The sequence below is a fragment of the Variovorax sucrosi genome, assembly GCF_051216635.1.
GTDB lineage: Bacteria > Pseudomonadota > Gammaproteobacteria > Burkholderiales > Burkholderiaceae_C > Variovorax.
In genome coordinates, this window is record NZ_JBPJZU010000009.1 from 223,744 (window position 1) to 249,649 (window position 25,906).

Here is a 25,906-nt window from a genome sequence, read left to right on the forward strand (position 1 = left end):
GCGAACCATCATGAGCGTTACCACCGGAAGAAACGTGGTCGTCGTCGGCACCCAATGGGGCGACGAGGGCAAGGGCAAGCTGGTCGACTGGCTGACCGAGAGCGCGCAGGGCGTGGTTCGGTTCCAGGGCGGCCACAACGCGGGCCACACGCTGGTCATCAACGGCGTGAAGACCGCGCTGCACCTGATCCCCAGCGGCATCATGCGGCCAGGCGTGAAGTGCTACATCGGCAACGGCGTCGTGCTGTCGCCGGCCAAGCTCTTCGAGGAGATCGAAGGCCTGGAGAAGGCCGGCGTCGAGGTACGTTCGCGCCTTCGCATCAGCGAGGCCTGCCCGCTGATCCTCCCCTTCCATGCCGCACTCGACATCGCCCGCGAGCTCTACCGCGAGAAGGGCGGCAGCGAGAAGATCGGCACGACCGGCCGCGGCATCGGCCCGGCCTACGAGGACAAGATCGCGCGCCGCGCGCTGCGCGTGCAGGACCTGAAGCACCCCCAGCGTTTCGCCGACAAGCTGCGCGTGCTGCTCGACCTGCACAACCATGTGCTGACGCAAGTGCTGGGCGCCTCCGCGATCGATTACGACACGGTCTACGACGAGGCCATGGTCCACGCCGAGCTGCTCAAGCCGATGATGGCCGACGTGTCGCGCGAACTCAACGACGCCCACAAGGCCGGCGCCAATCTGCTGTTCGAAGGCGCCCAGGGCACGCTGCTCGACGTCGACCACGGCACCTACCCGTACGTGACCTCCAGCAACTGCGTGGCCGGCAATGCGGCCGCCGGTTCGGGCGTCGGCCCGGGCATGCTGCACTACATCCTGGGCATCACCAAGGCGTACTGCACGCGCGTCGGCGGCGGCCCGTTCCCCACCGAACTCGACTGGGAAAAGCCGGGCACGCCGGGCTACCACATGAGCACGGTGGGCGCCGAGAAGGGCGTGACCACCGGTCGCAGCCGCCGTTGCGGCTGGTTCGATGCCGCGCTGCTCAAGCGCTCGGCACAGGTCAACGGCCTGTCGGGCCTGTGCATCACCAAGCTTGATGTGCTCGATGGCCTCGAGAAGCTGGAGCTGTGCACCGGCTACGAGCTCGACGGCGAATACACCGACATCCTGCCGATGGGTGCCGACGAAATCTCGCGCTGCACGCCGGTCTACGAGACGCTGGAAGGCTGGACCGAAAGCACCGTGGGTGTGACGCAGTACGACAAGCTGCCGGTCAATGCGCGGCTGTACTTGCAGCGCATCGAGCAGGTCACCGGCGTGCCGATCCACATGGTGTCGACCAGCCCCGACCGCGACCACACGATCATGATGCGCCACCCCTATCTGGCCGACTGAACAGGAATCACGACCCATGTTGACCGAAGACGGCAAGCATCTCTACGTCAGCTACGACGAGTACCACAACCTGACCGAGAAGCTCGCGATCAAGGTGCACCAGTCGGGCTGGGAGTTCGACACCATCCTGTGCCTGGCGCGCGGCGGCATGCGCCCGGGCGACGTGCTCTCGCGCATCTTCGACAAGCCCCTGGCGATCATGTCGACCAGCTCGTACCGCGCCGACGCCGGCACGGTGCAGGGCCACCTCGACATCGCGCGCTTCATCACCACGCCCAAGGGCGAGATCGCGGGCAAGGTGCTGCTGGTCGACGACCTGGCCGATTCGGGCCACACGCTGCACGCGGTGGTCGACATGCTGCGCACCCAGTACACGCCGATCACCGAGCTGCGCAGCGCGGTGCTCTGGACTAAGGCGCTGTCGACGTTCACGCCCGATTACTCGGTGGAGTTCCTGCCGACGAACCCCTGGATCCACCAGCCCTTCGAAGGCTACGACAGCATGCGCCCGGAGAAGCTGATCCAGAAGTGGTCCGTGTGAACCTGTTCGGCTGCTGCCGATGCTCTAGCATCGCGGCATGTCCGAGCCCATCACCGACCTGATTCACCACCCCTACCAACCGCCGGCGAAATTCGCCGCACCGCAGCCCGGAGTCTTCAAGGCCTCGACGGTCTTCTTCGCCGATGTGGCCGCCATGCGGGCGCGCGACTGGAAGACCAAGGCCGGCTACACCTACGGCCTGCACGGCACGCCGACCACCTTCACGCTGGAGGAGCGGCTGGCGACGCTGGAGGGCGGCACCGACTGCCTGCTGGTGCCCAGCGGCCTGGCGGCCATCTCGCTGGTGGCTTTCGCGTTGCTGAAGACGGGTGGCGAGGTGTTGATCCCCGACAACGCCTACGGCCCCAACAAGGCGCTTGCAGCGGGCGAACTGGCCAACTTCGGCGTGAGCCACCGCTTCTACGACGCGATGGATCCGGAGGATCTGGCGGCCAAGTTGTCGGACCGCACCCAGTTGGTCTGGCTCGAGGCGGCCGGCTCGGTGACGATGGAGTTCCCCGATCTGCCGGCGCTGGCGGCGGTCTGTCGCGACCGGGGTGTGGTCACCGCCCTCGACAACACCTGGGGCGCTGGGCTGGCCTTCCCGCCCTTCGATTTCGACGGCAGCGGGCAGGGCGCCGACATCTCGGTCCATGCCCTCACCAAGTACCCCAGCGGTGGCGGCGACGTGCTGATGGGCAGCGTCATCACGCGTGACACGCGGTTGCACCAGGCCCTCAAGCTGACGCACATGCGCATGGGCTTCGGCGTGGGGGTGGGTGACGTCGAGACGCTGCTGCGTTCGCTGCCGAGCATCGCGCTGCGCTACGAGGCACACGACCGCAGCGCGCGGGAACTGGCGCATTGGCTGCGGGGCCGAGACGAGATCGCCCAGGTGTTGCATCCGGCGCTGGAGGGTTCGCCTGGCCACGCGAACTGGCAACGTCTGTGTGGCGGGGTCGACCGGGCCGCGGGGCTGTTCTCGGTCGTGTTCGACGAGCGTTTCAGCGCCGAGGAGGTCGACCGGTTCTGCGACGGGTTGCGCCTGTTCAAGCTCGGCTATTCGTGGGGCGGACCGATCAGTCTGGTCGTGCCTTACGACATCGGCTTGATGCGCGACGCGACCGTCGCACGTTGGCCGCACCGTGGCACGCTGGTCCGATTCTCGGTCGGCCTGGAGGCCGTGGAAGACCTTCAGGCCGACCTGGCGCAGGCACTGGCGGCGCTCTGAATCGCGGCGGTTATCGCTTACAGTCAACCTACACGCAGTCACCCGGACTGCCTCGCTCAAGGAGAAGCAGTGGCAACACCCAACTACGGCTACGAGAAGCGCCAGAAAGAACTGGCCAAGAAGAAAAAGAAGGAAGAAAAGCTGCGGGAAAAAGCCGACCGCAAGCTCAATCCGAGCAGCGAGGGGCTCGCTCCCGGGGACCCGGAAACGGACGTGGCCTCGCTGGAACGCGACCCGCCCACGGTCCCGGACATTCCCACCAAGAACGGCTGATCGCCGGTGCCTTCGAAGCCTTGAAACGGCCGCCCCTGCAGGATTGCAGCGGCGGCTTTTTCTTTGGCTGCGCGGCCATCAGCGGCCGAGCAGCTTTTTCAGTTCGGGCCAGACGTTGTCGAGCATCCGCGGCTGTGCCGCCGCCACCGGGTGAATGCGGTCGGGCTGGAACAGGGTTGCGGCGTCCGGGCCATCGGCCACGCCGCGCAGCAGAAAGGGCACCACGGCCGCCTTCGTCGCTGTCGCCACCTTCTGGAAGATCGCCTCGAAACGCTTGAGGTAGTCACCGCCGTAGTTCGGCGGCACCTGCATGCCGACGATCAGCACCTTGGCACCTGCGGCCTGCGCGGCCTTGGTCATCTGCGTCAGGTTGTCCTCGGTGTTCTGGATCGGCAGGCCGCGCAGCGCGTCATTGCCGCCAAGCTCGAGCACCACATGGGTCGGCTGGTGCTGCTTGAGCAACGAGGCCAGCCGTGCGCGCCCGCCGGAGGTGGTATCCCCGCTGATGCTGGCGTTGACCACCGTCGCCGCGATCTTCTGTTCGGCCAGCCGCTTCTCGAGCAGCGGCACCCAACCTTCGCCACGCTTGAGGCCGTACTCGGCCGACAGCGAATCGCCCACCACCAGGATCACGGGTTTGGCGGCGGGCGCCTGCGCGAAGGCCCCAAGAGATAGCCCCGTACTGCCGAGCGCGGCGCTCACCGCGATAAAGTCACGTCGATTCACCACAAAGCCTTTCAATGTCCCCACCCCGTTCCGAAGCAATTGTTGTCGTCGACCATGTTTTCAAGTCCGTCACCGATTCGGCCGGCACGCTGGACATTCTGCAGGACATCCATTTCACCCTCGGCGCGCGGGAAACCGCGGCGATCGTGGGTGCTTCGGGCTCCGGCAAGAGCACCTTGCTGTCGATCGTCGCCGGGCTCGACACGCCGACCCGCGGCACGGTCAAGCTGGCGGGCGAGGACCTCTTCGCCATCGACGAAGACGATCGTGCCGCGCTGCGCGCGCAGAAGGTCGGCTTTGTGTTCCAGAGCTTCCAGCTGCTCGCCAATCTCACGGCGCTCGAGAACGTGATGCTGCCGCTCGAACTCGCCGACCGCAAGGATGCCCGCAAGGCCGCCACCGAGATGCTCGGACGGGTGGGGCTGGGTCAGCGCCTGAACCACTACCCCAAGGTGCTGTCGGGCGGTGAGCAGCAGCGCGTGGCGCTGGCACGCGCCTTCGTCGTGCAGCCGCAACTGCTCCTGGCCGATGAGCCGACCGGCAGCCTGGACTTCGCCACCGGCGAGCAGGTGATGACGCTGATGTTCGACCTCAACCGCGAGCTCGGCACCACGCTCGTGCTCGTCACGCACGACCGCGGCATCGCCGCGCAGTGCGAGCGGCGCATCACGATCGAAGCCGGCCGCGTCGGCGCCGACGAAAAGAGCGTCTGAGCGCGCCGGGCCGCCGGAGCGCGGCGGGCCCGCGGGGATAATCCCCGCATGTCTTCTCCCAAAGTGATCTTCGGCTTCCATGCCGTGGGCGTGCGTATCAAGACCGCGCCGAAGTCGGTGATCGAGGTGCTCTTCGATGCCAGCCGCCGCGATGCGCGCATGCAGCAGTTCAAGGCCCGCGCGCAGGATGCGGGCGTGCGCCTGGTCGAGGCCGACGCCCTGCGCATTGCCAAGCTCGCCGGCAGCCACGGCCACCAGGGCGTCGCCGCCCGCGTCGAGGCGATCCCTCAGACCCACTCGCTCGACGAACTGCTCGAGGGCCTGGAAGCCGCCGGCACCCTGCCGCTGCTGCTGGTGCTCGACGGCGTGACCGACCCGCACAACCTGGGCGCCTGCCTGCGCGTGGCCGACGGCGCCGGCGCGCATGCGGTGATCGCCCCCAAGGACCATGCCGCCGGCATCAATGCGACGGTTGCCAAGGTCGCCAGCGGTGCCGCCGAGACCGTGCCGTACTTCATGGTGACCAACCTGGCCCGCACGCTGGGCGAACTGAAGGAACGCAGCATCTGGTGCGTCGGGGCCAGCGACGATGCGCCAGGCACGCTCTACCAGAGCGACCTCAAGCGACCGCTGGCGCTGGTGCTCGGCGCCGAAGGCGACGGCATGCGCCAGCTCACGCGCAAGAGCTGCGATGAACTGATCAGCATTCCGATGATGGGCGCGGTCGAGAGCCTGAACGTCTCGGTGGCCAGCGGTATCTGCCTGTACGAGGCGATGCGCCAGCGCATCGGCTGACCCGCGCGCGTCGTCGCCGCGGCCGCGCTAGGCGTCCAGCCAGGGCGAGCCGTCGGCCGCGGTGGCGGTGAGCATCTCGTGCTCGCTCGCGCCCAGTGCCTCGGCCAGCACGCGGCGCACGATCTCCGGCCGGTTGTTCTGCTCGCTCAGGTGGGCGGCCAGCACATGGCGCAGCCCGGCGTGGTGCACCGCCCGCGCAATCTCGCCGGCCGCGCCGTTCGACAGGTGGCCGTAGTTGCCCCCGACCCGCAGCTTCAGGAAGGGCGGGTAGGCCGAAGCGGCCAGCATCTCGCTGTCGTGGTTGCACTCCAGCAGCAGCGCGTCGAGGCCGGCCAGTTGCGCGAGCACGTAGGGCGTGACATGGCCGAGATCGGTCAGCACGCCCAGGCTGCGGGCGCCGTCGGTGCAGCGCAGTTGCAGTGGCTCGCGCGCGTCGTGCGGCACGGTGAAGGGGTGGACCGAGAGGTCGCCGACTTCGAAATCGGTGCCATCGCGCGCCAGCCGCAGGCGGCCTTCGAAATCGCGTGCGCCGGTCGCGAGCCAGGTGCCTTCGCTCATCCAGACGGGGAGCCGCTCACGGCGCGACAGTGCATGCGCGCAGCCGATGTGGTCGCCATGCTCGTGGGTGATGAAAACGGCGTCGACATCGCTCGCCGCCAGCCCGACGCGGGCCAGGCGGGCATCGAGGTGCCGCAGGGCGAAGCCGCAGTCGACCAGCAGACGCGAGGTGCGCCCGCCGCTGGTCGCTTCGACCAGCGTGGCGTTGCCCGTGCTGCCGCTGCCCAGACTGCGAAAGCGCAGCACGCGGGCAGCCCTTACTTCAGGTCGTCGGCAATGACCTTGACGATGCGCTGCGCGTTCTCCGTGGTGTCGGGCACGCCGGCTTCGTTCAGCACCGAGACCGTGCTGGTCTCGCCCTGGCTCTTGACCAGGATGCGGTACTTCAGCGGGCTCTCGTCCTTGCCGGCCTTGCCGAAGGACAGCAGCTTCGCGAACAGGCCGGGTTCCTTCTTGTCCGGGTTCGGCGTCACATAGCGCACGAAGTAGGTGCCGGCGCTGCGGTCGCGGTCTTCCACGGTGAAGCCGGTGCGGTCGAGCGCCAGGCCGACACGGCGCCAGGCGCGATCGAAGCCTTCGGGGATCTGCACCACCGGTCGGCCGTCGACGCTTGCGACCTTGCTCACGGTGCTCACGTTGGCGGCGCTGGCGGTCAGGGCCTTCGACTGCTCTTGCGAGACGCCCAGCTTGACCATCAGGCGGCGCAGGAACTCGGTCTCGAGTTCGGGGTTGCTCGCGCGCGGCTGCCAGACCGTCTGGTCCTTGGTCGTGTTGTTGGTATAGACCTCTTCCATGCCCCGGTGGCTGACATAGATTTCGGTGCCGGCGGGCGTGCGCTCGATGCGGGTGCGGAAGCGGTCGAGTTCGCTGGTCGAGTAGACCGATTCGATCAGCTTGCCCAGGGTGCCGCGGATGATGTCCTGCGGCAGCTTGGCGCGGTTCTCGGCCCAGTCGGTTTCCATGATGCCGAGGTTGCGCTGCTCGGTGGTCAGCAGGAAGCCGTTCTCCTGCCAGAAGTCGCGCACCGGTTCCCAGAGCTGGTCGGCCGGGCGGTTGATGACGATCCAGCGCGTGTTGCCCGCGCGCTCCATGCGCACGTCGCCCAGCGTCGAAACCGCCGTCGGGATGCTCGGCGCATCGGCCTTGCCGGCCTGGAAGCTGTTGGCCGACACGGCACCGCCGGGCACCGCGTAGCGGTTCTCGCGCGACAGCTGCGTGAGGTCGGGCGGCACCTCGAGCGTGGGGGCCTTGCCGGCGCTCTTGTAGTCGATCTTGTCGCTCTCGAGCACCGAGCAGGCGGTCAGGCTGGCGATCAGGGCCAGCAGTGCGATTCGCGAAAAATTCTTCAACGTCGTCTTCCTTGGTGGAATGGTTCGATCAATCGAGGCCGCATCGGCCGCCTTGTCGGAGTCGGCCGCGCGCAAAAGGTTGCGTGGGGAATGCGGTGGGCCCGGCGGACCGCTCAGTCTTTGAGCAGTCCGGTGGCGCGCAGGGCGGCTTCGACAGCCGGCCGGCTGGCTTCGCCGAGTTCTGTGAGGGGCAGGCGCAGCGCGCCGCCACACAGGCCCATGCGCGCCATGGCCCACTTCAGGGGGATGGGGTTGGGCTCGATGAACAGGTTTCGGTGCAGCGGCATCAGCTCGAACTGGATGCGCATGGCCGTGGCGACATCGCCGGCGAGCGCCGCCACACACAGTTCGTGCATCTTGCGCGGCGCGACGTTGGCCGTGACGCTGATGTTGCCCTGGCCGCCGCACAGCATCAGCGCGACCGCGCTCGGGTCGTCGCCGGAATAGACGGCGAAGTGCTTGGGCAGGTCGCGAATGAGCCATTGCGCCCGCTCGATGTTGCCGGTGGCTTCCTTGATGCCGATGATGCCCGGCACCTGCGCCAGGCGCAGCACGGTGTCGTGCGCCATATCGGCCACGGTGCGGCCGGGCACGTTGTACAGCACGACCGGAAGGTCGCCCACCGCCTCGGCGATGGCCTTGAAGTGCTGGTACTGGCCTTCTTGCGTCGGCTTGTTGTAGTAGGGCACGACCTGCAATTGCGAGTCGGCACCGACGCCCTTGGCGAACTTGGCCAGCTCGATCGCTTCCTTGGTCGAGTTGGCACCGCAGCCGGCCATGACCGGGACGCGGCCCTTGGCCTGCTCGACGGCCGCGCGGATGATCTCGCAGTGTTCCTCGACGTCGACCGTGGGGGATTCGCCGGTGGTGCCGACCACGCCCAGGCAGTCGGTGCCCTCGTCGATGTGCCAGTCGATCAGCCGGCGCAGGGCGGAGTAGTCGACGCTGCCGTCTTCATGCATCGGCGTTGCGAGCGCGACGATGCTGCCTGTGAGTTGCTCCAAGGGGGTCTCTTTGTCGGTTGGGACGAAAGGATGCATTCTACTGACCCGGCGCGGGGCCGCCGAGAGGGTGGCGCTCAGGGGATTCACCGGGGGCCGCCGCCGGGCGGATCGCGGCAATGCGCTGCACGAAGCGGTCCGGCGACGGCAGGAAGCCGTCTTCGTAGGCCACCACCCGCAGTCCGGCACAGGTGGCCAGCAGTTCACCCGGCTGCAGCAGGAAATCGGCCCGTGAGGGCTTGCCCACACTTTCGTTGCCGGCGGCGAAGGTCTCGTACAGCAGCACGCCAGTTGGCGCCACCGCCGCCACGATGTCCGGTAGCCGGGGGCGCCAGAGATAGTTCGTGACCACGACGGACGCGAACTGCCGCCCTTCGAAGGGCCAGGGCCCGTTTTCGATGTCGGCCTGCAGCACCCGCCCGTGGCGGGACGCCACCCGCACGGCTTCTTCCGAGCGGTCGACGCCGGTGGTCGGATGGCCGCGGTCGGCGAACCAGCGCATGTGCCGTCCGCTGCCGCAGGCCACGTCGAGCACTGCGCCGGCGGGCGGCACCAGGTGCGACCAGCGAACGATCCAGGGCGAGGGCGCCTGCAGGGCGGTGTGCGCTTCGGTGCTCAGAAGCAGCTCCAGACCTGGTCGATCAGCGTCACCATGAAGGCCGGTTGGGTGTAGAGCATGAACACACCGGCGAGCGCCGCCAAGCCCGCGATCAGCGCGGCGACCTGCATCCAGCGATGGCGTGCGGGCGCGTTCATGCGTTCAGGCAGGTTGCGGTGCCGGTCGGGCGATCGCCCCTTCCTTCACCGGCAGGTTGACCACCGCCGCCATCACGCCCAGCGCGATGGCGAGGTACCAGACGATGTCGTAGCTGCCGGTCCGGTCGTACAGGTAGCCGCCCAGCCACACGCCGAGGAAAGAGCCCACCTGGTGGCCCAGGAACACGAAGCCGCTGAGCATCGACAGGTGGGCCACGCCGAAGATCTGCGCGATCAGCGCGTTGGTCGCCGGCACGGTCGACAGCCAGAGGAAGCCGATCACCGCTGCGAAGACGTACACCGACAGTGGCGACAGCGGCACGATCAGGAACAGCGAGATGGCGATGGCGCGCCCGAAGTAGATGGACGCCAGGATCTTCCGCTTGGACAGCGTCTGCCCGAGTGTGCCAACGGCGTAGGTGCCGAACACGTTGAACAGGCCGATCAGCGCCAGCGCGTAGCTGGCCACCTCGGGCGACAGGCCCTTGTCCTTCAGGTAGCTGGGCATGTGAACGCCGATGAACACCACCTGGAAGCCGCAGACGAAGTAGCCCGCCATCAGCAGGCCGAAGCTGGGGTACTTGAAGGCCTCGGCCACCGCCTGGACGATGGTCTGCTCGCGCCTGGCGCCGGGCACGGCCACCCGCATCGGCTCGCGCAGCCCGAAGGCCAGCGGCACGATCAGCAGGACCACGGCGGCCAGCACCAGCAGGGCGGTGTGCCAGCCCAGACGGGCGATCAGCTGGCCCTCGATCGGCACCATCAGGAATTGGCCGAAGGAGCCGGCCGCCGCCGCCACCCCCATCGCCCAGGAGCGTCGCTCCGCCGGGATCTGCCGACCGATCACGCCGTAGATCACGGCATAGGTCGTGCCCGCCTGGGCCGCGCCGATCAGCACACCGGCCGTCAGGGCGAAGACGAGCGGCGTCGGCGACAGCGCCATGCCGGCCAGTCCCAGCGCATAGAAGACCGCGCCGATCAGCAGCACGCGAAAGGCGCCCAGCCTGTCGGCCAGCATGCCCGCGAAGACGCCCATGACGCCCCAGGAAAGGTTCTGGATGGCGATGGCCAATGAGAAGGTCTGCCGCGTCCAGCCCTGGTCCTGCGTGATCGGCTGCAGCCAGAGCCCGAAGCCATGGCGCACGCCCATCGAGAGCGTGACGATCATGGCGCCGCAGATCAGGACCTGCTTGAGCGACAAGGGTTGGGCGGGGGTGGACGGAGACATCCGGCGACTGTAGCCAATCGGCCCGGCCGCTGCCGTTACCCGGGCGACTGGCATTCTTGATATTTCGTCCGCATTCCGATGCCGCCCGTGCATCGATCGGCGGGGTACTGTATGAGCATCCAGTTCCCCGACGCGTTGCTCACTACAATCCGCCCCCATGGCGACTTCCCCCAAGACTCCCCCCGAATATTCCGAAGGCTCGATCCGCGTCCTCAAGGGCCTCGAGCCGGTCAAGCAGCGCCCGGGCATGTACACCCGGACCGACAACCCCCTGCACATCATCCAGGAAGTGCTCGACAACGCTGCCGACGAGGCGCTGGCCGGCTACGGCAAGAAGATCAAGGTCACGCTGCACGCCGACCACTCGGTCAGCATCGAAGACGACGGCCGCGGCATTCCGTTCGGCCTGCACCCCGAAGAAAAGGCCCCGGTGGTCGAGCTGGTGTTCACCCGCCTGCACGCGGGCGGCAAGTTCGACAAGGGCTCGGGCGGCGCCTACAGCTTCTCGGGGGGGCTGCACGGCGTGGGCGTGTCGGTGACCAATGCGCTGTCGAAACGGCTCGAAGTCACCTCGCACCGTGAAGGCTCGGTGGCCAAGCTGGTCTTCAGCGCCGGCGACGTGATCGAGGCGCTCGAAATCCGCAAGCTCGAAGCCGGCGAACGCCGCCAGGGCACCACGGTGCGCGCCTGGCCTGACGCCAAGTACTTCGAGGTCGCGACGCTGCCGATGCACGAACTGACGCATCTGCTGCGCAGCAAGGCCGTGCTGATGCCCGGCGTGAGCGTCACGCTGACGGTCGAAAAGACCAAGGAAACGCAGCAGTGGCTCTACAAGGGCGGCCTGAGCGACTACCTGATGCAGACGCTCAACGGCGACCCGGTGATCCCGCTGTTCGAAGGCAGCGGCCATGCCGACAAGAACGCCGACAACTTCGCCGAAGGCGAGGGCGCCGACTGGTGCGTGGCCTTCACGGAAGATGGCCAGCCGGTGCGCGAGAGCTACGTGAACCTGATCCCGACCAGCGCCGGCGGCACGCACGAAAGCGGCCTGCGCGACGGCCTGTTCACGGCGGTCAAGAGCTTCATCGAGTTCCATTCGCTATTGCCCAAGGGCGTGAAGCTGCTGCCCGAAGACGTGTTCGCACGCGCCAGCTACGTGCTGAGCGCCAAGGTGCTCGACCCGCAGTTCCAGGGCCAGATCAAGGAGCGCCTGAACTCGCGCGATGCGGTGCGGCTGGTGTCGAGCTTCGTGCGCCCGGCGCTCGAGCTGTGGCTCAACCAGCACGTCGACTATGGCAAGAAGCTGGCCGAGCTCGCCATCAAGGCGGCGCAGACGCGCCAGAAGGCCGGCCAGAAGGTCGAGAAGCGCAAGGGCTCCGGTGTGGCCGTGCTGCCCGGTAAGCTGACCGACTGCGAGAGCAAGGACATCAGCCACAACGAGGTCTTCCTGGTCGAGGGCGACTCCGCCGGCGGCAGCGCCAAGATGGGTCGCGACAAGGAGTCGCAGGCGGTGCTGCCGCTGCGCGGCAAGGTGCTCAACACGTGGGAGGTGGAGCGCGACCGGCTCTTCGCCAATACCGAGATCCACGACATCTCGGTGGCCATCGGCGTCGACCCGCACGGCCCCAACGACACGCCCGACATGAGCGGCCTGCGCTACGGCAAGGTCTGCATCCTGTCCGATGCCGACGTCGACGGCTCGCACATCCAGGTGCTGCTGCTCACGCTCTTCTTCCGCCACTTCCCGAAGCTGATCGAGACCGGCCACGTCTACGTCGCCAAGCCGCCGCTGTACCGCGTCGATGCGCCAGCGCGCGGCAAGAAGCCGGCGTCGAAGGTGTATGCGCTGGACGAGGGCGAACTGGTCGCCACGCTCGACAAGCTGCGCAAGGACGGCGTCAAGGAAGGCGCCTGGAGCATCAGCCGCTTCAAGGGCCTGGGCGAAATGAGTGCGGAACAATTGTGGGAAACCACGCTCAATCCGGACACGCGCCGCCTGCTGCAGGTCGGCCTCGGGCGTCTTGCTTTCGGCGAAACCGAAGTCGAGATCACCAAGCTGATGGGCAAGGGCGAGGCGGCGGCGCGCCGCGAGCTGATGGAAATCCGGGCCGACGACATCGAGATCGATGTCTGACGCCCGTCACCGAATGAACGAATCCTTTTGATGTCTGCGTCGCGCTTCCGAATCCTGCTCGCCAGCCTCGTGCTGCTCGCCGCGCCGGTGTTCGCGCACGCCGCCGACATCTACGGCTACGTCGACGGGCAGGGCGTGGCGCATTTCGCCGCCGAGAAGCTCGATGCGCGCTATCAGCTCTTCTTCAAGGGCGGGCAGCAGTTCGACACGGCCAATGGCATCGCCCCGCTGGGCATCGCGCGCGCGCCGAAGGGTGCCAGCGGGGGCAGCGTGACGCCGGCCGCGCAGACGCTGCTGGCGCTGTTCGAGGCCTCGCCCAACTACAAGACGGCCAAGGCGGCGCTGCACGACGCCGCGCGCACGCATTCGATCGACTACGAACTGCTGCAGGCGCTGATCGCCACCGAGTCGGGCTTCGACGCGCAGGCCGTGTCGCCAAAGGGTGCCCTGGGGCTGATGCAGCTGATGCCCGGCACGGCCGAGCGCTACGGCGTGCGCGGCGACAAGCGCAAGACGCAAGAGGCCAAGCTGTTCGATCCGCGCATCAACATCGCGGCGGGTGCCCGCTACCTGGACGACCTGATCGAGATGTTCGAAGGCCGGCTCGAGCTGGCGCTGGCCGCCTACAACGCCGGCGAGGGCGCGGTCCAGCGCGCCGGCAACAAGATCCCCAACTACCGCGAGACGCAGAACTACGTGAAGACGGTGCTGCAGCTCTACGCCTACCTCAAGCCTGGTACGACCAGCGGCCGTGGCAAGGCGCCGGACCGGATCCGCATGGAACTGCCCGCGCCACGCGGCGGCGCCCTGGGCCGCGGCAACCTGCCGCCCGACGAGTCCTTCCAGATGCAGACGCCGTCGGCAGGCGAGGGCCCCGCGCCCGCCGCACCGGCCATCGAATAAACAGACAGAGTCAGAAGAGAAGCAAGCAAGACATGGACGACCAACCCACGCTCGACCTCCAGAGCCCTGAAGACCCGAACGCCCTGACGCTGGCCGACTACGCGCAGACCGCCTACCTCGAATACGCGCTCAGCGTGGTCAAGGGCCGTGCGCTGCCCGACGTGAGCGACGGCCAGAAGCCGGTGCAGCGCCGCATCCTCTATTCGATGTCGCGCATGGGCCTGGGCTTCGGCGGCGCCAACGGCACGGTCGGCGCCAAGCCGGTGAAGAGTGCCCGCGTGGTCGGCGACGTGCTCGGCCGCTTCCACCCGCACAGCGACCAGGCCGCGTACGACGCGCTGGTGCGCATGGCGCAGGATTTTTCGCAGCGCTATCCGTTGGTCGACGGCCAGGGCAACTTCGGCAGCCGCGACGGCGACGGCGCCGCAGCGATGCGCTACACCGAGGCACGCCTCGCGCGCATCACCAGCCTGCTGCTCGACGAGATCGACGAAGGCACGGTCGACTTCATCCCCAACTACGACGGCAGCACCGAGGAGCCACGCCTGCTGCCCGCGCGGTTGCCCTTCGTGCTGCTCAACGGCGCCAGCGGCATCGCGGTGGGCCTGGCTACCGAGATCCCGAGCCACAACCTGCGCGAGATCGCCGACGCCTGCGTGGCGCTCATCAAGTCGAACGGCAAGCTGAGCGACGAGGAACTGCTGCAGATCGTGCCCGGCCCCGACTACCCGGGCGGCGCGCAGATCATCAGCAGCGCGAGCGATATCGCCGAGGCCTACCGCACCGGCCGCGGCTCGCTCAAGGTGCGCGCCCGCTGGAAGATCGAGGAACTGGCCCGTGGCCAGTGGCAGCTGGTGGTCAACGAACTGCCGCCGGGCGTGAGCACGCAGAAGGTGCTCGAAGAGATCGAAGAGCTCACCAACCCGAAGGTCAAGGCCGGCAAGAAGGCGCTGTCGACCGAGCAGATGCAGGTCAAGGCCGCGATCCTGTCGGTGCTCGACGTGGTGCGCGACGAGTCGAGCAAGGACGCGGCGGTGCGCCTGGTGTTCGAGCCCAAGACCTCGCGCATCAGCCAGGAAGAATTCATCACCACGCTGCTGGCGCAGACCTCGCTGGAGAGCTCGTCGTCGATCAACCTCACGATGGTCGGCATCGACGGCAAGCCGGTGCAGAAGTCGATGCGCCAGATGCTCAACGAGTGGATCGCCTTCCGCGAGCTCACCGTCGAGAAACGTTCGAAGCACCGCCTGGGCAAGGTGCTGGACCGCATCCACATCCTCGAGGGCCGGCAGCTGGTGCTGCTGAACATCGACGAGGTGATCGCCATCATCCGCGCCGCGGACGACCCGAAGGCCGCGCTCATCGCGCGCTTCAACCTCAGCGAACGCCAGGCCGAGGACATCCTTGAAATCCGCCTGCGCCAACTGGCGCGGCTGGAAGCCATCAAGATCGAGCAGGAACTCAAGGGCCTCAAGGAAGAGCAGAAGAAGCTCGAGGACATCCTCGGCAGCCCGGCCGCATTGCGGCGCCTGCTGGTCAAGGAAATCGAGGCCGACGCCAAGACCTTCGAGGACGCGCGCCGCACGCTGATCCAGGCCGAAAAGCGCGCCGTGGCCGAAGTGAAGGTGGTCGACGAGCCGGTGACCGTCATCGTGTCGCAGAAGGGCTGGGTCCGCACGCAGAAGGGCTGGGCCAGCGAGAAAGCAGCGAACGGCGCGCCGGCCGAATACAGCTTCAAGTCCGGCGACACGCTCTACGGCGCCTTCGAATGCCGCAGCGTCGACACGCTGCTGGTCTTCGGCACCGCCAAGGACAAGGGCGTGCGCGTCTACACCGTGCCGGTCGCATCGCTGCCGGGCGGCCGCGGCGACGGCCAGCCGGTCACCACGCTGATCGAGCTCGACAGCGGCACGCAACTGGCGCATTACTTCTCGGGCCCGGTGGGTGCGCAGCTGCTGCTGTCGAACAGCGGCGGGTACGGCTTCATCGCCTCGGTCGAGAACATGATGTCGCGCCAGCGCGGCGGCAAGGCCTTCATCGACGTGGGCGAGGGCGAGCAGCTCTGCCGCCCGTCGCTGGTGGGCGGCGCGAGCGGCGCGGAGCCGATGCCGGCCGCGACGCACGTGGCCTGCGCATCGACCGGCGGCCGCATCCTGACCTTCGACATCACCGAACTCAAGGCGCTGCCCAAGGGCGGCCGCGGCCTCACGTTGATCGACCTCGAACCCAAGGACACGCTGGCCGGTGCCGCGGCCTACACCCGCAGCGTGAAGATCGAAGGCATCGGCCGCGGCGGCAAGGAACGCGACGAGACGCTCGAGATCCGTTCGCTCAACAACGCCAAGGCCGCGCGAGGCCGCAAGGGCAAGGCGGCCGATCTCGGCTTCAAGCCGGCGCAGATCGTGCGGGTGCAGTGAGCATGGGCAACCTCGACCTCAGCATCGTCGGCCTGGTGCTCGCCGGCGTGACCGGCATCGGCAGCTTTCTCCTGGGCCGCTACCTGCGCAAGGGCCGCGCTGCCAAGAAGCAGAGCCAGCAACGCGCCGCCGAATACGCCACGCAGAGCCGGCAAGTGCGCCGCGCGCGCGAGCGCAGCAACCGCAAGTGAGCGAGTGCGGCGGCAGGTGTGGCAACTTTCTGACGCGTCGGGCGCCGAGCCCATGCCAATAATGGCGCTCCGCAGGAGCACCCATGAACAACGATGACGAGAACCTCGACGTGACGGCCAAGCTGGCCTTCGACCTCAACCTGGCGCTGTACCTCGACCTGGTGGCGGTGCTCGAGAAGGCGGGCGTCGTGAGCTATCGGCAGATGGCTGCGCGCGTCCTGAACGTCAGCATGGATGCGGCGGATGATGGCGACGCGGCCCTCGCGACGGCGCTCGAGGGCATCGCCAAGGGTTTCGCCGGCCATGGCGACGGTCTGTCGATCGGTCTCATGAAGGCAGCGCGCGAGGTGCGCAACGACGAGGCCCTGGGCGACATTCCCTCGCGTCCCGACGAGGGCTGAGGGGCTGCACCGGCGAGGTGCCGGTCGCCAGGTGCACCCAACCGTCGTCGCCCCGAACGCTGCGCGTGCGGTTGCAGTTCCGTCACAGCAGCTTCTCTGGCGTGATCGGCAGATCGCGCACCCGCTTGCCGGTCGCGTGGTAGACGGCATTGGCGATGGCCGCCGGAATGCCCACCATGCCCAGTTCACCCATGCCTTTCACGCCGAGCGGATTGACGATGGTGTCCTCCTCCTCGACGAAGATGGTCTCGATGGAATGGATGTCGGCGTTCACCGGCACGTGGTAGTGCTGCAGGCTTGCGGTCATGATGCGGCCGTAGCGGTGGTCGATCTCGGTCGCTTCCTCCAATGCCATGCCGATGCCCCAGACCACGCCGCCGATCTCCTGGCTGTGGGACGCGAGCGGGTTGAGGATCTTGCCGCAGGCCGTGACCTCGATCACGCGCGTGACCTTCACCGTGCCGAGGTCCGGGTCGACCTTCACCTCGACGAACTGGGCGCCGTGACCCAGCGTTGCGTACTTTGCGCGCTCCGGCGACGGTATCGAATCGTAGGTCTCGGCGATCTCGCTGGTGCCGGTGCGACGCATCAGGTCGGCGATGTCGACCGCACGGGATGAATCGCTCTTCAGACGCAGGCGACCATCGAGCATTTCCACGTCCGCTGCGTTCACGCCCTTCAGCGGCGACGCGGCATCCCGGTTCGCCAGGTCCAACAGCTTCGCGACGATGGTCAGCGCCGCGCCTCGCACGGCTGAGCCTACGCTGGACGTCGTCCACGAGCCGCCTTGTGCTGGCGCCTTGGGCTGCCGCGTGTCACCGAGTTCGAAGTGCACTTGGTCCAGACGAAGGCCGAGGAATTCGGCCGCGATCATGGTCATCACGGTGTACGTGCCCGGGCCGATGTCGCTGGTGGCGCTGGTCACGCCGGCCGTGCCATCGGCCTTGAACGTGATGCGCGCGCTGGCAGGCATCTGCATCGCGCCCCAGACACTCGAGGCCATGCCCCAGCCGACCAGCAGGCGCCCGTCGCGCATGGAGCGCGGCTCGGCCTTGCGGTTCTTCCAGCCGAACTTCTCGGCGCCCAGCCGGTAGCACTCGCGCAGGGCTTTGCTGGAGAAGGGCTTGCCGCTTTCCGGGTCGACTTCGGCGTAGTTGATGAGGCGCAGCTCCATCGGATCGATCTTGAGCGCGTAGGCCAGTTCGTCCATGGCGCTTTCCAGGGCGAACATGCCGCTCACGGCGCCCGGTGCGCGCATCCAGGTGGGTGTGGCCAGGTCGGTCGCCGCCACCTTCAGCGGCGCATGCAGGTTGGGGCATGCGTAGACCTGCCGGCTGAAGCCCGTGGTGGAATCCGAGAAAGGCTCGAAAGAGGAGGTGTTGTGGAAGGCCTCGTGGATCATGGACGACAGCTTGCCGTTGCGGTCGGCACCCAGCGCAATCTTCTGGATGGTGTCGGGCCGGTAGCCATGCCCGGTGAACATCTGAGCCCGCGTGTACACCACCTTGACCGGGCGCTTGAGTTCACGCGCGGCCATGGCGGTCAACGACGGGTAGTAGTTCGGTTTGAGCGATGCGCCGAAGGCCCCCCCGACGAACGGGGATATCACGCGGATGTTGGCAGCCGGCACGCCCAGGGCTTCCGCAAGGTGCTTCTGAACGCCGTAGACCTCCTGCGTCTTGTCGAAGATCGTGAGTTGATCGCCTTGCCAGAACGCGATGGCCGCGTGCGGCTCGATCGGGTTGTGATGGTTGATCGGAATGCGGTATTCCGCTTCGACCTTGACCGCCGCCGCCTGCATCGCGGCGATCGGATTGCCGCGTGGCGTGCCCTTGGCCGTGGCGGGGTCCGGCTGCGCACGGTCCAGCACCTTCGAGAAGTCGGTGTTGTGCGGCTCGGTCTCGTAGGTGGCCTTCACCAGCCGCGCTGCGTAGCGGGCCTGTTCGTAGCTCTCGGCCACGACCAGCGCGATCGGCTGGCCGTTGAAGAACACGCGGTCGGACTGCAGCGGCCAGGTCCACGCCGGCGGCGCACCGGCCGCAGGTGCCGGGCCGAGCTTGCCAGCGTTCAGGTGCGTGAAGACGCGAATCACGCCGCCGGCCTTCTCGGCCTCGCGTGTGTCGATCGCGGAGATGCGGCCCTTGGCCACCGCGCTCAACACGATGAAGCCGTAAGTGACATGAGGAATCTGGAACTCGGCGGTGTACTTCGCCTTGCCCGTGACCTTGGCGAGCCCATCGACCCGGGTCGTTTCTTTGCCTAGATAGCGTGACATGTGATTCCCTTTCTCAGGCCAGGTTCGCCGCGCGCGTCAGTGCCCGCACGACGGAGCGGCGACCCAGTTCGACCTTGTAGGTGTTGTGCGCCAGCGGGCGTGCATCCTTCAGCGCGGCTTGCGCGGCGCGCTGGAAGGTCGCCTCGTCGGCACGCTGGCCCACGAGCACCGCTTCTGCCTCGGCGCTGCGCCAGGGCTTGTGGGCGACGCTGCCCATCACCACGCGCGCCTGCCGGATCTTGCTGCCGTCCATGTCCAGTGCGGCGGCCACCGAGACCATCGCGAAGGCGTACGAAGAACGGTCGCGGACCTTCAGGTAGTGCGAATTGCGCGCGAAGTCACCCGAGGAAACGGGCAGTTCGATCGCGACGATCAGTTCGCCGTGCTCCAGATTGTTGTCGCGTTGCGGCGTGTCGCCCGGCAACCGGTGAAAGTCGGTGATGGTGATCAGCCGCTCGCGTCCATCCGGCGCGCGAACGCGCACCTTGGCATCGAGCGCGTAGAGCGCCGTGGCCATGTCGCCGGGATAGGTCGCGACGCAGGCCTCGCTCCAGCCCAGGATCGCGTGGATCTTGTTGAGGCCCTCGCGCGCGCCGCAGCCACTGCCGGCTTCGCGCTTGTTGCAGGGCATCGACGTGTCGTAGAAGTAGTTGCAGCGCGTGCGCTGCAGCAGGTTGCCACCATTGGTGGCCATGTTGCGCAGCTGACCCGACGCACCGGCAACGATCGCCTGCGTGAGCAGCGGGTAGTTCTCGCGGATCAGCGGGTGGTTGGCCGTTTCGGTGTTGGTGGCCAGGGCACCGATGGACAGCCCGGAGCGTGTCCGTTGGATCTCGCGCAGCGGCAGGCGTGTGATGTCGACCAGGCGGGTGGGGCGCTCCACATCTTCCTTCATCAGGTCGAGCAGGTTGCTGCCACCGGCGAGGTACTTGGCCTGCGGCATGGCCGACAGGGCGGCCGTTGCGGAGGCGGCGTCGGACGCGCGTACGTATTCAAACGGTCGCATGGCCGTCCTCCTTCCGGGCCGTGGCCAATTGCGTTTCGGTGGCGAAGCCCCAGGTCTGCGCGGCCTGTCGGCCCGAGTGCACTTCCTGGATGGCCGCGACGATGCCCGGATAGGCACCACAGCGACAGATGTTGCCGCTCATGCGCTCCTTGATCTCGTCATCGGTCAGGCGCGTCGTGGTCTTGCCGACGTTCTCGGTGACGTGGCTGACCTGGCCGCGCTGCGCCTCGCCGAGCATGCCGATGGCCGAGCAGATCTGTCCCGACGTGCAGTAGCCGCACTGGAAACCGTCGTGTTTGATGAAGGCGGCCTGCATGGGATGCAGCTGATCGCCCTTCGCCAGTCCTTCGATGGTCGTCACGGCGCGGCCCTCGAGCGTGGCGGCCAGGGTCAGGCAGGACAGGACGCGCTGCCCATCGACCAGCACGGTGCAGGCGCCGCACTGGCCCTGATCGCAGCCCTTCTTGGAGCCGGTCAACGCGAGGCGTTCGCGGAGGGCATCGAGCAGCACGACGCGCGAGTCGACCTCCAGCGTCTGCGGCACACCGTTGACCTGAAAGTTGACCTTCACAACGTTTTGCGCAACGACAGGCGCGGACGCTGCACCCGGCACCGGCGGCATCTGCGCGAGCGCCGACTCCGTTGCCAGCAGGTTGGCAGCGAAGAGTCCGATGCCGCCGCCGCCGGTCTGCATCATGAAGGTGCGTCGCGCCTGGCCGACGTCGTTCAGTTCCGGCATCTGCTGAAGGAGCGCCGCTTCGTCGGCGCTCAGTTCGGCCGGCAGGTGGGTATCGATTTCGTGGGGCATGGGACTTTGTCCTTTGTGAAAGATCGAAGGCGTTGGCCGTTGGCCAACCCAGCGCCGTCTCGCCGTGTATGGCCCGGGATGTGCGCATTCTTCGGGTGGTTGTTGCCGCGCTCGACTTTGTCAAACGCGTTGCAGAACGACTACCTGATCAATGCTTAATGGGTTTATTACCTCCGCTAATCAGTTCCGAGCGACCAGCCGGGACGCACCGTGCATGGAACGTCGACGTGCTAATTTCTGGAGAACACGACCCGCGTGTCACGTCGCCCGAGCGCCTGGGCCAAGCTTGCAGGGTCCTCCACCCGGCCGAGGGGCGTGTACGAATAGGAAGAGTCGAAGGTCGCGTAGAAGACCACCACGGTGCTTGTGCCGTACAGCATCAGGTCCCCATTGCGGATCGTTCCCGGCCGGGTTGCATTCGAAGGCAGCGGCCTCGGTAGATCGGCGTGCTTTTCGTTGCCGTTGAGCTCGGCCATATCGAGCGTCAGAGGCAGCCTCGCGGCAAACGCAATGGCAGAAGCGTTGTCTGCCAAGGTCACGGCGAAGCGACGTTCGCCAACAGTCATCCACATGCGCAACTCCTTCAATTGGATCAGCGGTGGCCCGGCATCCGCAGCGGCGACAACGCGTGAATTCGGGATCGGCTTCTCGACGGCCTGGGCACCGTCGAGCACCAGCAGGCCGAGCAGCAAACCCGCGAAGCGCAGGCGCCAGGGGCGGCAAGGCTCTTTCGTCACGGCAAACCGCAATGGTGCTGGGTCATCATGGTCTCGCGTGGTCCGCGCGTGCCGTGAAGAACACCAGGAACGCGCCGATCATCAACAGCGCTGCGCTGAAGGCGAAGGTGCTCCGGTAGCCGCTCCCGTCGAACAGCAGGCCACCGACGGTCGAACCCAGTGCGATGGAGAGTTGCACCACGGCCACCATGAGTCCGCCGCCGGCCTCGGCATCCTGCGGAAGGGTCCGTGCGATCCATGTCCACCAGCCCACCGGTGCGGCGGTGGCCAGCAGTCCCCAGACGCCCAGCAGCACAGCCGTTGCGGTGAGTGAGTTTCCGACGGCGATGAGCGTCACGGCAATGGCAGCCATCAGTACTGGAATGACCGCCAGCGTCCCGTAGAAGCTCAACTTCAAAAATCGACCGATGGCTGTCGTGCCGACGAAGCCCGCAATGCCCAGCGTCAGCAGGATGAACGACAGCGTCGACACGTCGACCTGCGTCACCGTCTCCAGAAAGGGCCGGAGGTAAGTGAACAACGCGAACTGGCCCATGAAGAAGACGCCCACCGCCAGCATGCCGAGCACGACCAAACGGTTCTTGAGCAGGCTGAAGACATGGCTCGAACCTGGCACGCGTGGCTGGGCTCGCATGGCCGGCAGACTGAACCACTGCCAGACGAACGCGATCACCGCGACCGGCACCAGGCAGAAGAACGCGCCGCGCCAGCCGACGATCGAGGCGAGGTAGCTGCCCAGCGGCGCCGCCACCACCGTGGCCAGCGCATTGCCGCCATTGAAGATCGCCAGGGCGCGAGGCACCTTGGAAGCCGGCACGAGCTGCATGGCGGTGGCTGCCGACATTGACCAGAAGCCGCCCACGACAACGCCGATCAGCGCCCGACCCGCCATGTAGGCCAGGTAGTTGGGCGCGAGCGCGACGATGGCGCCGGAGAGGCACATCGTCGCCGTCAGAGAAAGCAGCAAGGTCTTGCGGTCGATCCCGGCGGCGATCGTCGAGATGCACAGGCTGGTAAGTACCGCGAAAGCGCCCGAGATGGCGATGCCCTGTCCAGCCATGCCTTCGGTGACGTGCAGATCCGATGCCATCGGCGTGAGCAGGCTGACGGGCATGAACTCCGACGCGATCAGTGCGAAGACGCACAGCGTCATCGCAAAGACGCCGCCCCAGTGCGCGTGTTGCGCTTCGCCTTGGCGTTCGGAGGAAGCGCTGCCTGCGGGTGCGCCCATGGACTGCGCAGTCATCAGGCGCTCGGCGCGACGAGATGCTTGCCGAAGAACGACGTCAGCTTGTCGAACGGGATCAGGGGCACGCGGTCGTAGAGATCGACATGGCCGGCGCCTGGGACGACGTACAGCTCCTTGGGCTCGGCGGCGCGCTGGTAGGCGTCTTCGCTGAACTCCCTGGAATGCGCCCGGTCACCGGTGATGAACAGCATCGGGCGTGGCGAGATCGTCTCGATGTCGTTGAATGGGTAGAAGTTCATGAACTTGACGTTGCTGCTCAAGGTCGGGTGGGTCGTGGTTTGCGGCGACGCCCCTGGAGGCGTGTATTCGCCGCGCGGCGTCCGATAGAAGTCGTAGAACTCGCGCTGGATCGGATGGGTTTCTGCAGTCAAGACATGCTCGGTGCCGCTGGTGTACTTGAGCGCTCCGCCGGCGTACTCAGCCGTGCGCTGCTCGGCAGCCGCTGCGATGAGCTGCTGGCGCTGTGCCAGGGTCTGTGAGTGCTTCAGCGCGTTGCGGTTGACAGCGCCCATGTCGTACATGCTCACCGTGGCGATGGCCTTCATGCGCGGATCGATCTTCGCGGCGCTGATGACGAAGCTGCCGCTGCCGCAGATTCCGATGGCGCCGATCTGCTGCTTGTCGACAAAGGCCTGGCTGCCGAGGAAATCGATGCCGGCGCTGAACGTCTCGGCATACATGTCCGGCGAGACGGCATTGCGCGGCTGACCGGCACTGCCGCCCCAGAACGCCAGGTCGACGGACAGGGTCACGAATCCCTGCTCGGCCATCTTGGTGGCATACAGGTTCGCGCTTTGCTCCTTCACGGCCCCCATGGGGTGGCCCACGACGATCGCCGGGTTGTGCTTATTCCGGTCCAGCGCCTTGGGAACGAAGAGGTTTCCCGCGACGGTCATCTGGTATTGATTCTTGAAGGCGACCCGCTGCACGGTGACCTTGTCGCTCATGTAGAAGTTGTCGGCGCCGTTGGGGAGGCGGGTTTCCTTCCGGGGCGCTGCCGCGAAGGCCGTGCCGCCTGTCGTCGACAACATGCTCGCGGCAGCGACACCGGTGCCGGCCAGCTTCAGAAATTCGCGTCGATCGGAAGCGTTGCCGGTTGGGTCCGCGTCCGCGGTGAAGGTGGGGTCTGCGGTGGTTTTCATGGTCGATGTTCCTTGGGAGATGCGACGAGGTGCTGGTGTTCTCGTGCTCGAAAACACGCCCTCGTGAGCCTTGCCCGAAAGTTTGCCGATCGGGCCGAGCATTGACTAGGTAATGAATGCTTAATACATTTATTAGAGGAATAGACTAATTCGACGGTGAAACGAAAATCTACATGCCACGACGCAATCTCAACGACCTGCTGGCTTTCGTGACAGTGGCGCGTGAGGGCAGCTTCACCAAGGCCGCGGGCACGCTCGGCGTGACCCAGTCGGCGCTGAGCCAGGCGATTCGCGGGCTCGAAGAAGGGCTGCAGATCCGCCTGCTCACGCGCACCACGCGCAGCGTCGCACCCACCTCGGCCGGCGAGCGCCTCATGAAGGCCATCGGCCACCGCTTCGACGAGATCGAGGCGGAGCTCGAGGCGCTGACCGAGTTGCGCGACAAGCCCGCAGGCACCGTGCGCATCACCTGTGGCGACCATGTGCTGCACACCGTTCTCCTGCCCAAGCTCACGCCGTTGCTGCGCGAGTACCCGGACATCAAGCTCGAGTTCGACATGAACTACGGTTTTCGCGACATCGTGGCCGACCGTTTCGACGCCGGTGTCCGCATGGGCAACACGATCGACAACGACATGATCGCCGTGCCCATCGGCCCGCCGCTCCAGCTGGCGGTGGTGGCCTCACCCGACTACTTCGCGGTCCATCCCATCCCCAAGACGCCCGCCGACCTCGCCAGGCATCAGTGCATCAACCAGCGCATGCCGACGTCGGGTGGGTTGTATGTCTGGGACTTCGAGAAGCGAGGCCGCAAGGTCAACGTGCGCGTGGACGGCCCGCTGATCTTCAACACGGCGCCACCGCAGGTGGATGCGGCGCTTGCCGGGCTGGGAATCTCACTGCTGCCGGAAGACCAACTCATCTCGCACATCGCATCGGGCCAGCTGGTGCGCGTGCTGCAGGACTGGTGCCCCAAATTCGCCGGCTACCACCTGTATTACCCCAGCAAGCGCCAACCCTCGCCGGCCTTTTCGCTGGTGGTGAAAGCGCTGCGTTTCAGTGGCGCGAGGCAGCCCTGATGTTGCGTGCGGTCATCGCTGGACCCCTTCGCGATACCGCAGCGCCTCGACCACCAGCGCCAGGGCGGGCGCGATCTGGCGCCGGTTTGCGTAGTACAGGTGATAGCCAGGAAAACGGGGCCACCAATCTTCCAGCACCGGGACCAGCCGGCCGGCCTCGATGTGCGGCTGCATCAGGTCCAGCGGCACATAGGCGAAACCCATGCCGTCCAGCGCCGCCTGCAGCATCAGGCCGGTGTTGTTGAACACCGTCTGCCCCTGCACGCGCACGTTGACCGATTTTTTCCCTTTCTCGAAGTCCCAGGCGTAGAGGTTGCCGCGGGTGGGAAGGCGCAGGTTCACGCAGCGGTGGGCGGTGAGGTCCTGCGGTTTCTTGGGCAGCGCCTTGCCCGCCAAATAGCCGGGCGAGGCGGCGACGGCCATGCGCAGATCGGGCGAGATGCGCACCGCGACCATGTCCTTGTCCACCCGATCGCCGACGCGCACGCCGGCGTCGAAGCGTTGGGAGGCGATGTCGGTGAAAGCGTAGTCCACGCTGAACTCGATCTGGATGTCCGGGTACTGTCGGAGCAAGGGCAGCAGGCGAGGCCAGAGCGCGGTGGTGATGGCGTGGTCGTGCGCCGTGATGCGCACCGTGCCGGCAGGCTTGTCGCGCATCGCACTGAGCGACGTCAGCTCGACCTCGATCTCCTGAAGGCGCGGCGCGACGGTGTTCAGCAGCCGCTCGCCGGCCTCCGTGGTCGAGACGCTGCGTGTGGTTCGGGCGAGCAGCCGCACGCCCAGGCGCGCTTCCAGCGCCAGCATCGCATGGCTGAGCGCGGAGCGCGACAGGCCCATCTGCGCGGCCGCCCGCGTGAAGCTGCGCTCGCGCGCCACCAGGACGAACGCCTGCAGATCGTTCAGGTTCTCTTTGGCCATTGGTGATCTCATTTCACAGGTGTATGCCGATTCTGCTGTCTTCTCAACCAAAGACGCCGGAAATAAAGTGGGACATCCCTCAGGAGAAACCAGCCATGAAGCCCCTCTATCGACTCGTCGCCTGCCTCGGTGT

General features: G+C 66.9%; 26 protein-coding genes. 12 read left to right on the top strand and 14 right to left on the bottom strand.

The genetic code is table 11. From position 1 onward, the window contains the following. Positions 1 to 10: 10 nt before the first annotated feature. The 4 genes from ACSFBE_RS18775 to ACSFBE_RS18790 all read left to right on the top strand — a co-directional run bounded on the left by ACSFBE_RS18775 (position 11) and on the right by ACSFBE_RS18790 (position 3,387). Complete coding sequence (locus ACSFBE_RS18775) at positions 11 to 1,342, top strand: adenylosuccinate synthase (protein WP_435491920.1); 1,332 nt, start codon at positions 11 to 13, stop codon at positions 1,340 to 1,342. 16 nt (positions 1,343 to 1,358) lie between these two features. Then, positions 1,359 to 1,883, top strand: a complete 525-nt coding sequence (locus tag ACSFBE_RS18780) for a phosphoribosyltransferase (protein WP_435491921.1) — start codon at positions 1,359 to 1,361, stop codon at positions 1,881 to 1,883. A 37-nt stretch (positions 1,884 to 1,920) separates the two neighbouring features. Further along, complete coding sequence (locus ACSFBE_RS18785) at positions 1,921 to 3,114, top strand: PLP-dependent transferase (protein WP_435491922.1); 1,194 nt, start codon at positions 1,921 to 1,923, stop codon at positions 3,112 to 3,114. Between the two features lie 69 nt (positions 3,115 to 3,183). Then, on the top strand, positions 3,184 to 3,387 hold the full coding sequence (locus ACSFBE_RS18790; RefSeq protein WP_435491923.1) for a hypothetical protein: 204 nt from the start codon (positions 3,184 to 3,186) through the stop codon (positions 3,385 to 3,387). Positions 3,388 to 3,465: 78 nt separating this feature from the next. Here ACSFBE_RS18790 and ACSFBE_RS18795 read toward each other — a convergent pair whose 3' ends face one another. After that, the gene (locus ACSFBE_RS18795; RefSeq protein ID WP_435491924.1) at positions 3,466 to 4,113 is read right to left on the bottom strand and encodes an arylesterase; all 648 of its coding nucleotides are present in this window, start codon (positions 4,111 to 4,113) and stop codon (positions 3,466 to 3,468) included. A 14-nt stretch (positions 4,114 to 4,127) separates the two neighbouring features. Here ACSFBE_RS18795 and ACSFBE_RS18800 point away from each other — a divergent pair, with 14 nt between their 5' ends. Then, a complete protein-coding gene (locus ACSFBE_RS18800) occupies positions 4,128 to 4,826 on the top strand; it encodes an ABC transporter ATP-binding protein (protein ID WP_435491925.1) in 699 nt (232 codons plus the stop codon). Positions 4,827 to 4,874: 48 nt separating this feature from the next. Then, positions 4,875 to 5,621: a 23S rRNA (guanosine(2251)-2'-O)-methyltransferase RlmB gene (rlmB, locus tag ACSFBE_RS18805; RefSeq protein ID WP_435491926.1), complete on the top strand. Its 747-nt coding sequence runs from the start codon at positions 4,875 to 4,877 to the stop codon at positions 5,619 to 5,621. Between the two features lie 27 nt (positions 5,622 to 5,648). On the opposite strand, the gene ACSFBE_RS18810 is transcribed toward rlmB, so the two are convergent. From ACSFBE_RS18810 to ACSFBE_RS18835, 6 genes are all read right to left on the bottom strand, one after another. Further along, positions 5,649 to 6,425: an MBL fold metallo-hydrolase gene (locus ACSFBE_RS18810; protein WP_435491927.1), complete on the bottom strand. Its 777-nt coding sequence runs from the start codon at positions 6,423 to 6,425 to the stop codon at positions 5,649 to 5,651. 11 nt (positions 6,426 to 6,436) lie between these two features. Next, entirely contained in the window at positions 6,437 to 7,528 is a 1,092-nt protein-coding gene (gene bamC / locus ACSFBE_RS18815; RefSeq protein WP_435491928.1) for an outer membrane protein assembly factor BamC, read from the bottom strand. 113 nt (positions 7,529 to 7,641) lie between these two features. Then, positions 7,642 to 8,568 (bottom strand): 4-hydroxy-tetrahydrodipicolinate synthase, encoded by a 927-nt coding sequence (gene dapA, locus ACSFBE_RS18820; RefSeq protein ID WP_435491929.1) that lies wholly within the window; start codon positions 8,566 to 8,568, stop codon positions 7,642 to 7,644. Position 8,569: 1 nt separating this feature from the next. Further along, positions 8,570 to 9,082, bottom strand: a complete 513-nt coding sequence (locus ACSFBE_RS18825) for a class I SAM-dependent methyltransferase (RefSeq protein ID WP_435491930.1) — start codon at positions 9,080 to 9,082, stop codon at positions 8,570 to 8,572. A gap of 62 nt (positions 9,083 to 9,144) precedes the next feature. Then, entirely contained in the window at positions 9,145 to 9,285 is a 141-nt protein-coding gene (locus ACSFBE_RS18830) for a hypothetical protein (RefSeq protein ID WP_435491931.1), read from the bottom strand. Between the two features lie 4 nt (positions 9,286 to 9,289). Further along, positions 9,290 to 10,513, bottom strand: coding sequence for an MFS transporter (locus ACSFBE_RS18835; RefSeq protein WP_435491932.1), 1,224 nt, complete (start codon positions 10,511 to 10,513; stop codon positions 9,290 to 9,292). Positions 10,514 to 10,670: 157 nt separating this feature from the next. On the opposite strand from ACSFBE_RS18835, the gene ACSFBE_RS18840 reads away from it, so the two are divergent. The 5 genes from ACSFBE_RS18840 (at position 10,671) to ACSFBE_RS18860 (ending at position 16,559) form a co-directional block, all read left to right on the top strand. Further along, positions 10,671 to 12,647, top strand: coding sequence for a DNA topoisomerase IV subunit B (locus tag ACSFBE_RS18840; protein WP_435491933.1), 1,977 nt, complete (start codon positions 10,671 to 10,673; stop codon positions 12,645 to 12,647). A 30-nt stretch (positions 12,648 to 12,677) separates the two neighbouring features. Further along, complete coding sequence (locus ACSFBE_RS18845) at positions 12,678 to 13,550, top strand: lytic transglycosylase domain-containing protein (protein ID WP_435491934.1); 873 nt, start codon at positions 12,678 to 12,680, stop codon at positions 13,548 to 13,550. Between the two features lie 32 nt (positions 13,551 to 13,582). After that, the gene (parC, locus tag ACSFBE_RS18850; RefSeq protein WP_435491935.1) at positions 13,583 to 15,967 is read left to right on the top strand and encodes a DNA topoisomerase IV subunit A; all 2,385 of its coding nucleotides are present in this window, start codon (positions 13,583 to 13,585) and stop codon (positions 15,965 to 15,967) included. A gap of 2 nt (positions 15,968 to 15,969) precedes the next feature. Continuing rightward, positions 15,970 to 16,158, top strand: a complete 189-nt coding sequence (locus tag ACSFBE_RS18855; protein WP_435491936.1) for a hypothetical protein — start codon at positions 15,970 to 15,972, stop codon at positions 16,156 to 16,158. 83 nt (positions 16,159 to 16,241) lie between these two features. Further along, a complete protein-coding gene (locus tag ACSFBE_RS18860; RefSeq protein ID WP_435491937.1) occupies positions 16,242 to 16,559 on the top strand; it encodes a hypothetical protein in 318 nt (105 codons plus the stop codon). Between the two features lie 82 nt (positions 16,560 to 16,641). Here ACSFBE_RS18860 and ACSFBE_RS18865 read toward each other — a convergent pair whose 3' ends face one another. The 6 genes from ACSFBE_RS18865 to ACSFBE_RS18890 form a co-directional block, all read right to left on the bottom strand. Further along, on the bottom strand, positions 16,642 to 18,834 hold the full coding sequence (locus ACSFBE_RS18865; protein ID WP_435491938.1) for a xanthine dehydrogenase family protein molybdopterin-binding subunit: 2,193 nt from the start codon (positions 18,832 to 18,834) through the stop codon (positions 16,642 to 16,644). Between the two features lie 13 nt (positions 18,835 to 18,847). Beyond that, the gene (locus ACSFBE_RS18870; RefSeq protein ID WP_435491939.1) at positions 18,848 to 19,840 is read right to left on the bottom strand and encodes an FAD binding domain-containing protein; all 993 of its coding nucleotides are present in this window, start codon (positions 19,838 to 19,840) and stop codon (positions 18,848 to 18,850) included. Next, complete coding sequence (locus ACSFBE_RS18875; protein WP_435491940.1) at positions 19,827 to 20,648, bottom strand: 2Fe-2S iron-sulfur cluster-binding protein; 822 nt, start codon at positions 20,646 to 20,648, stop codon at positions 19,827 to 19,829. The genes ACSFBE_RS18870 and ACSFBE_RS18875 overlap by 14 nt, the downstream gene beginning before the upstream one ends. 230 nt (positions 20,649 to 20,878) lie before the next feature. Beyond that, positions 20,879 to 21,385, bottom strand: coding sequence for a cyclophilin-like fold protein (locus tag ACSFBE_RS18880; protein ID WP_435491941.1), 507 nt, complete (start codon positions 21,383 to 21,385; stop codon positions 20,879 to 20,881). Between the two features lie 25 nt (positions 21,386 to 21,410). After that, a complete protein-coding gene (locus tag ACSFBE_RS18885; protein WP_435492007.1) occupies positions 21,411 to 22,538 on the bottom strand; it encodes an MFS transporter in 1,128 nt (375 codons plus the stop codon). Between the two features lie 92 nt (positions 22,539 to 22,630). Then, a complete protein-coding gene (locus ACSFBE_RS18890; protein WP_435492008.1) occupies positions 22,631 to 23,665 on the bottom strand; it encodes an alpha/beta hydrolase in 1,035 nt (344 codons plus the stop codon). Positions 23,666 to 23,949: 284 nt separating this feature from the next. Here ACSFBE_RS18890 and ACSFBE_RS18895 point away from each other — a divergent pair, with 284 nt between their 5' ends. Continuing rightward, positions 23,950 to 24,855, top strand: coding sequence for a LysR family transcriptional regulator (locus tag ACSFBE_RS18895; RefSeq protein ID WP_435491942.1), 906 nt, complete (start codon positions 23,950 to 23,952; stop codon positions 24,853 to 24,855). A gap of 12 nt (positions 24,856 to 24,867) precedes the next feature. On the opposite strand, the gene ACSFBE_RS18900 is transcribed toward ACSFBE_RS18895, so the two are convergent. Continuing rightward, positions 24,868 to 25,773, bottom strand: coding sequence for a LysR family transcriptional regulator (locus ACSFBE_RS18900; protein WP_435491943.1), 906 nt, complete (start codon positions 25,771 to 25,773; stop codon positions 24,868 to 24,870). Positions 25,774 to 25,906 lie beyond the last annotated feature (133 nt).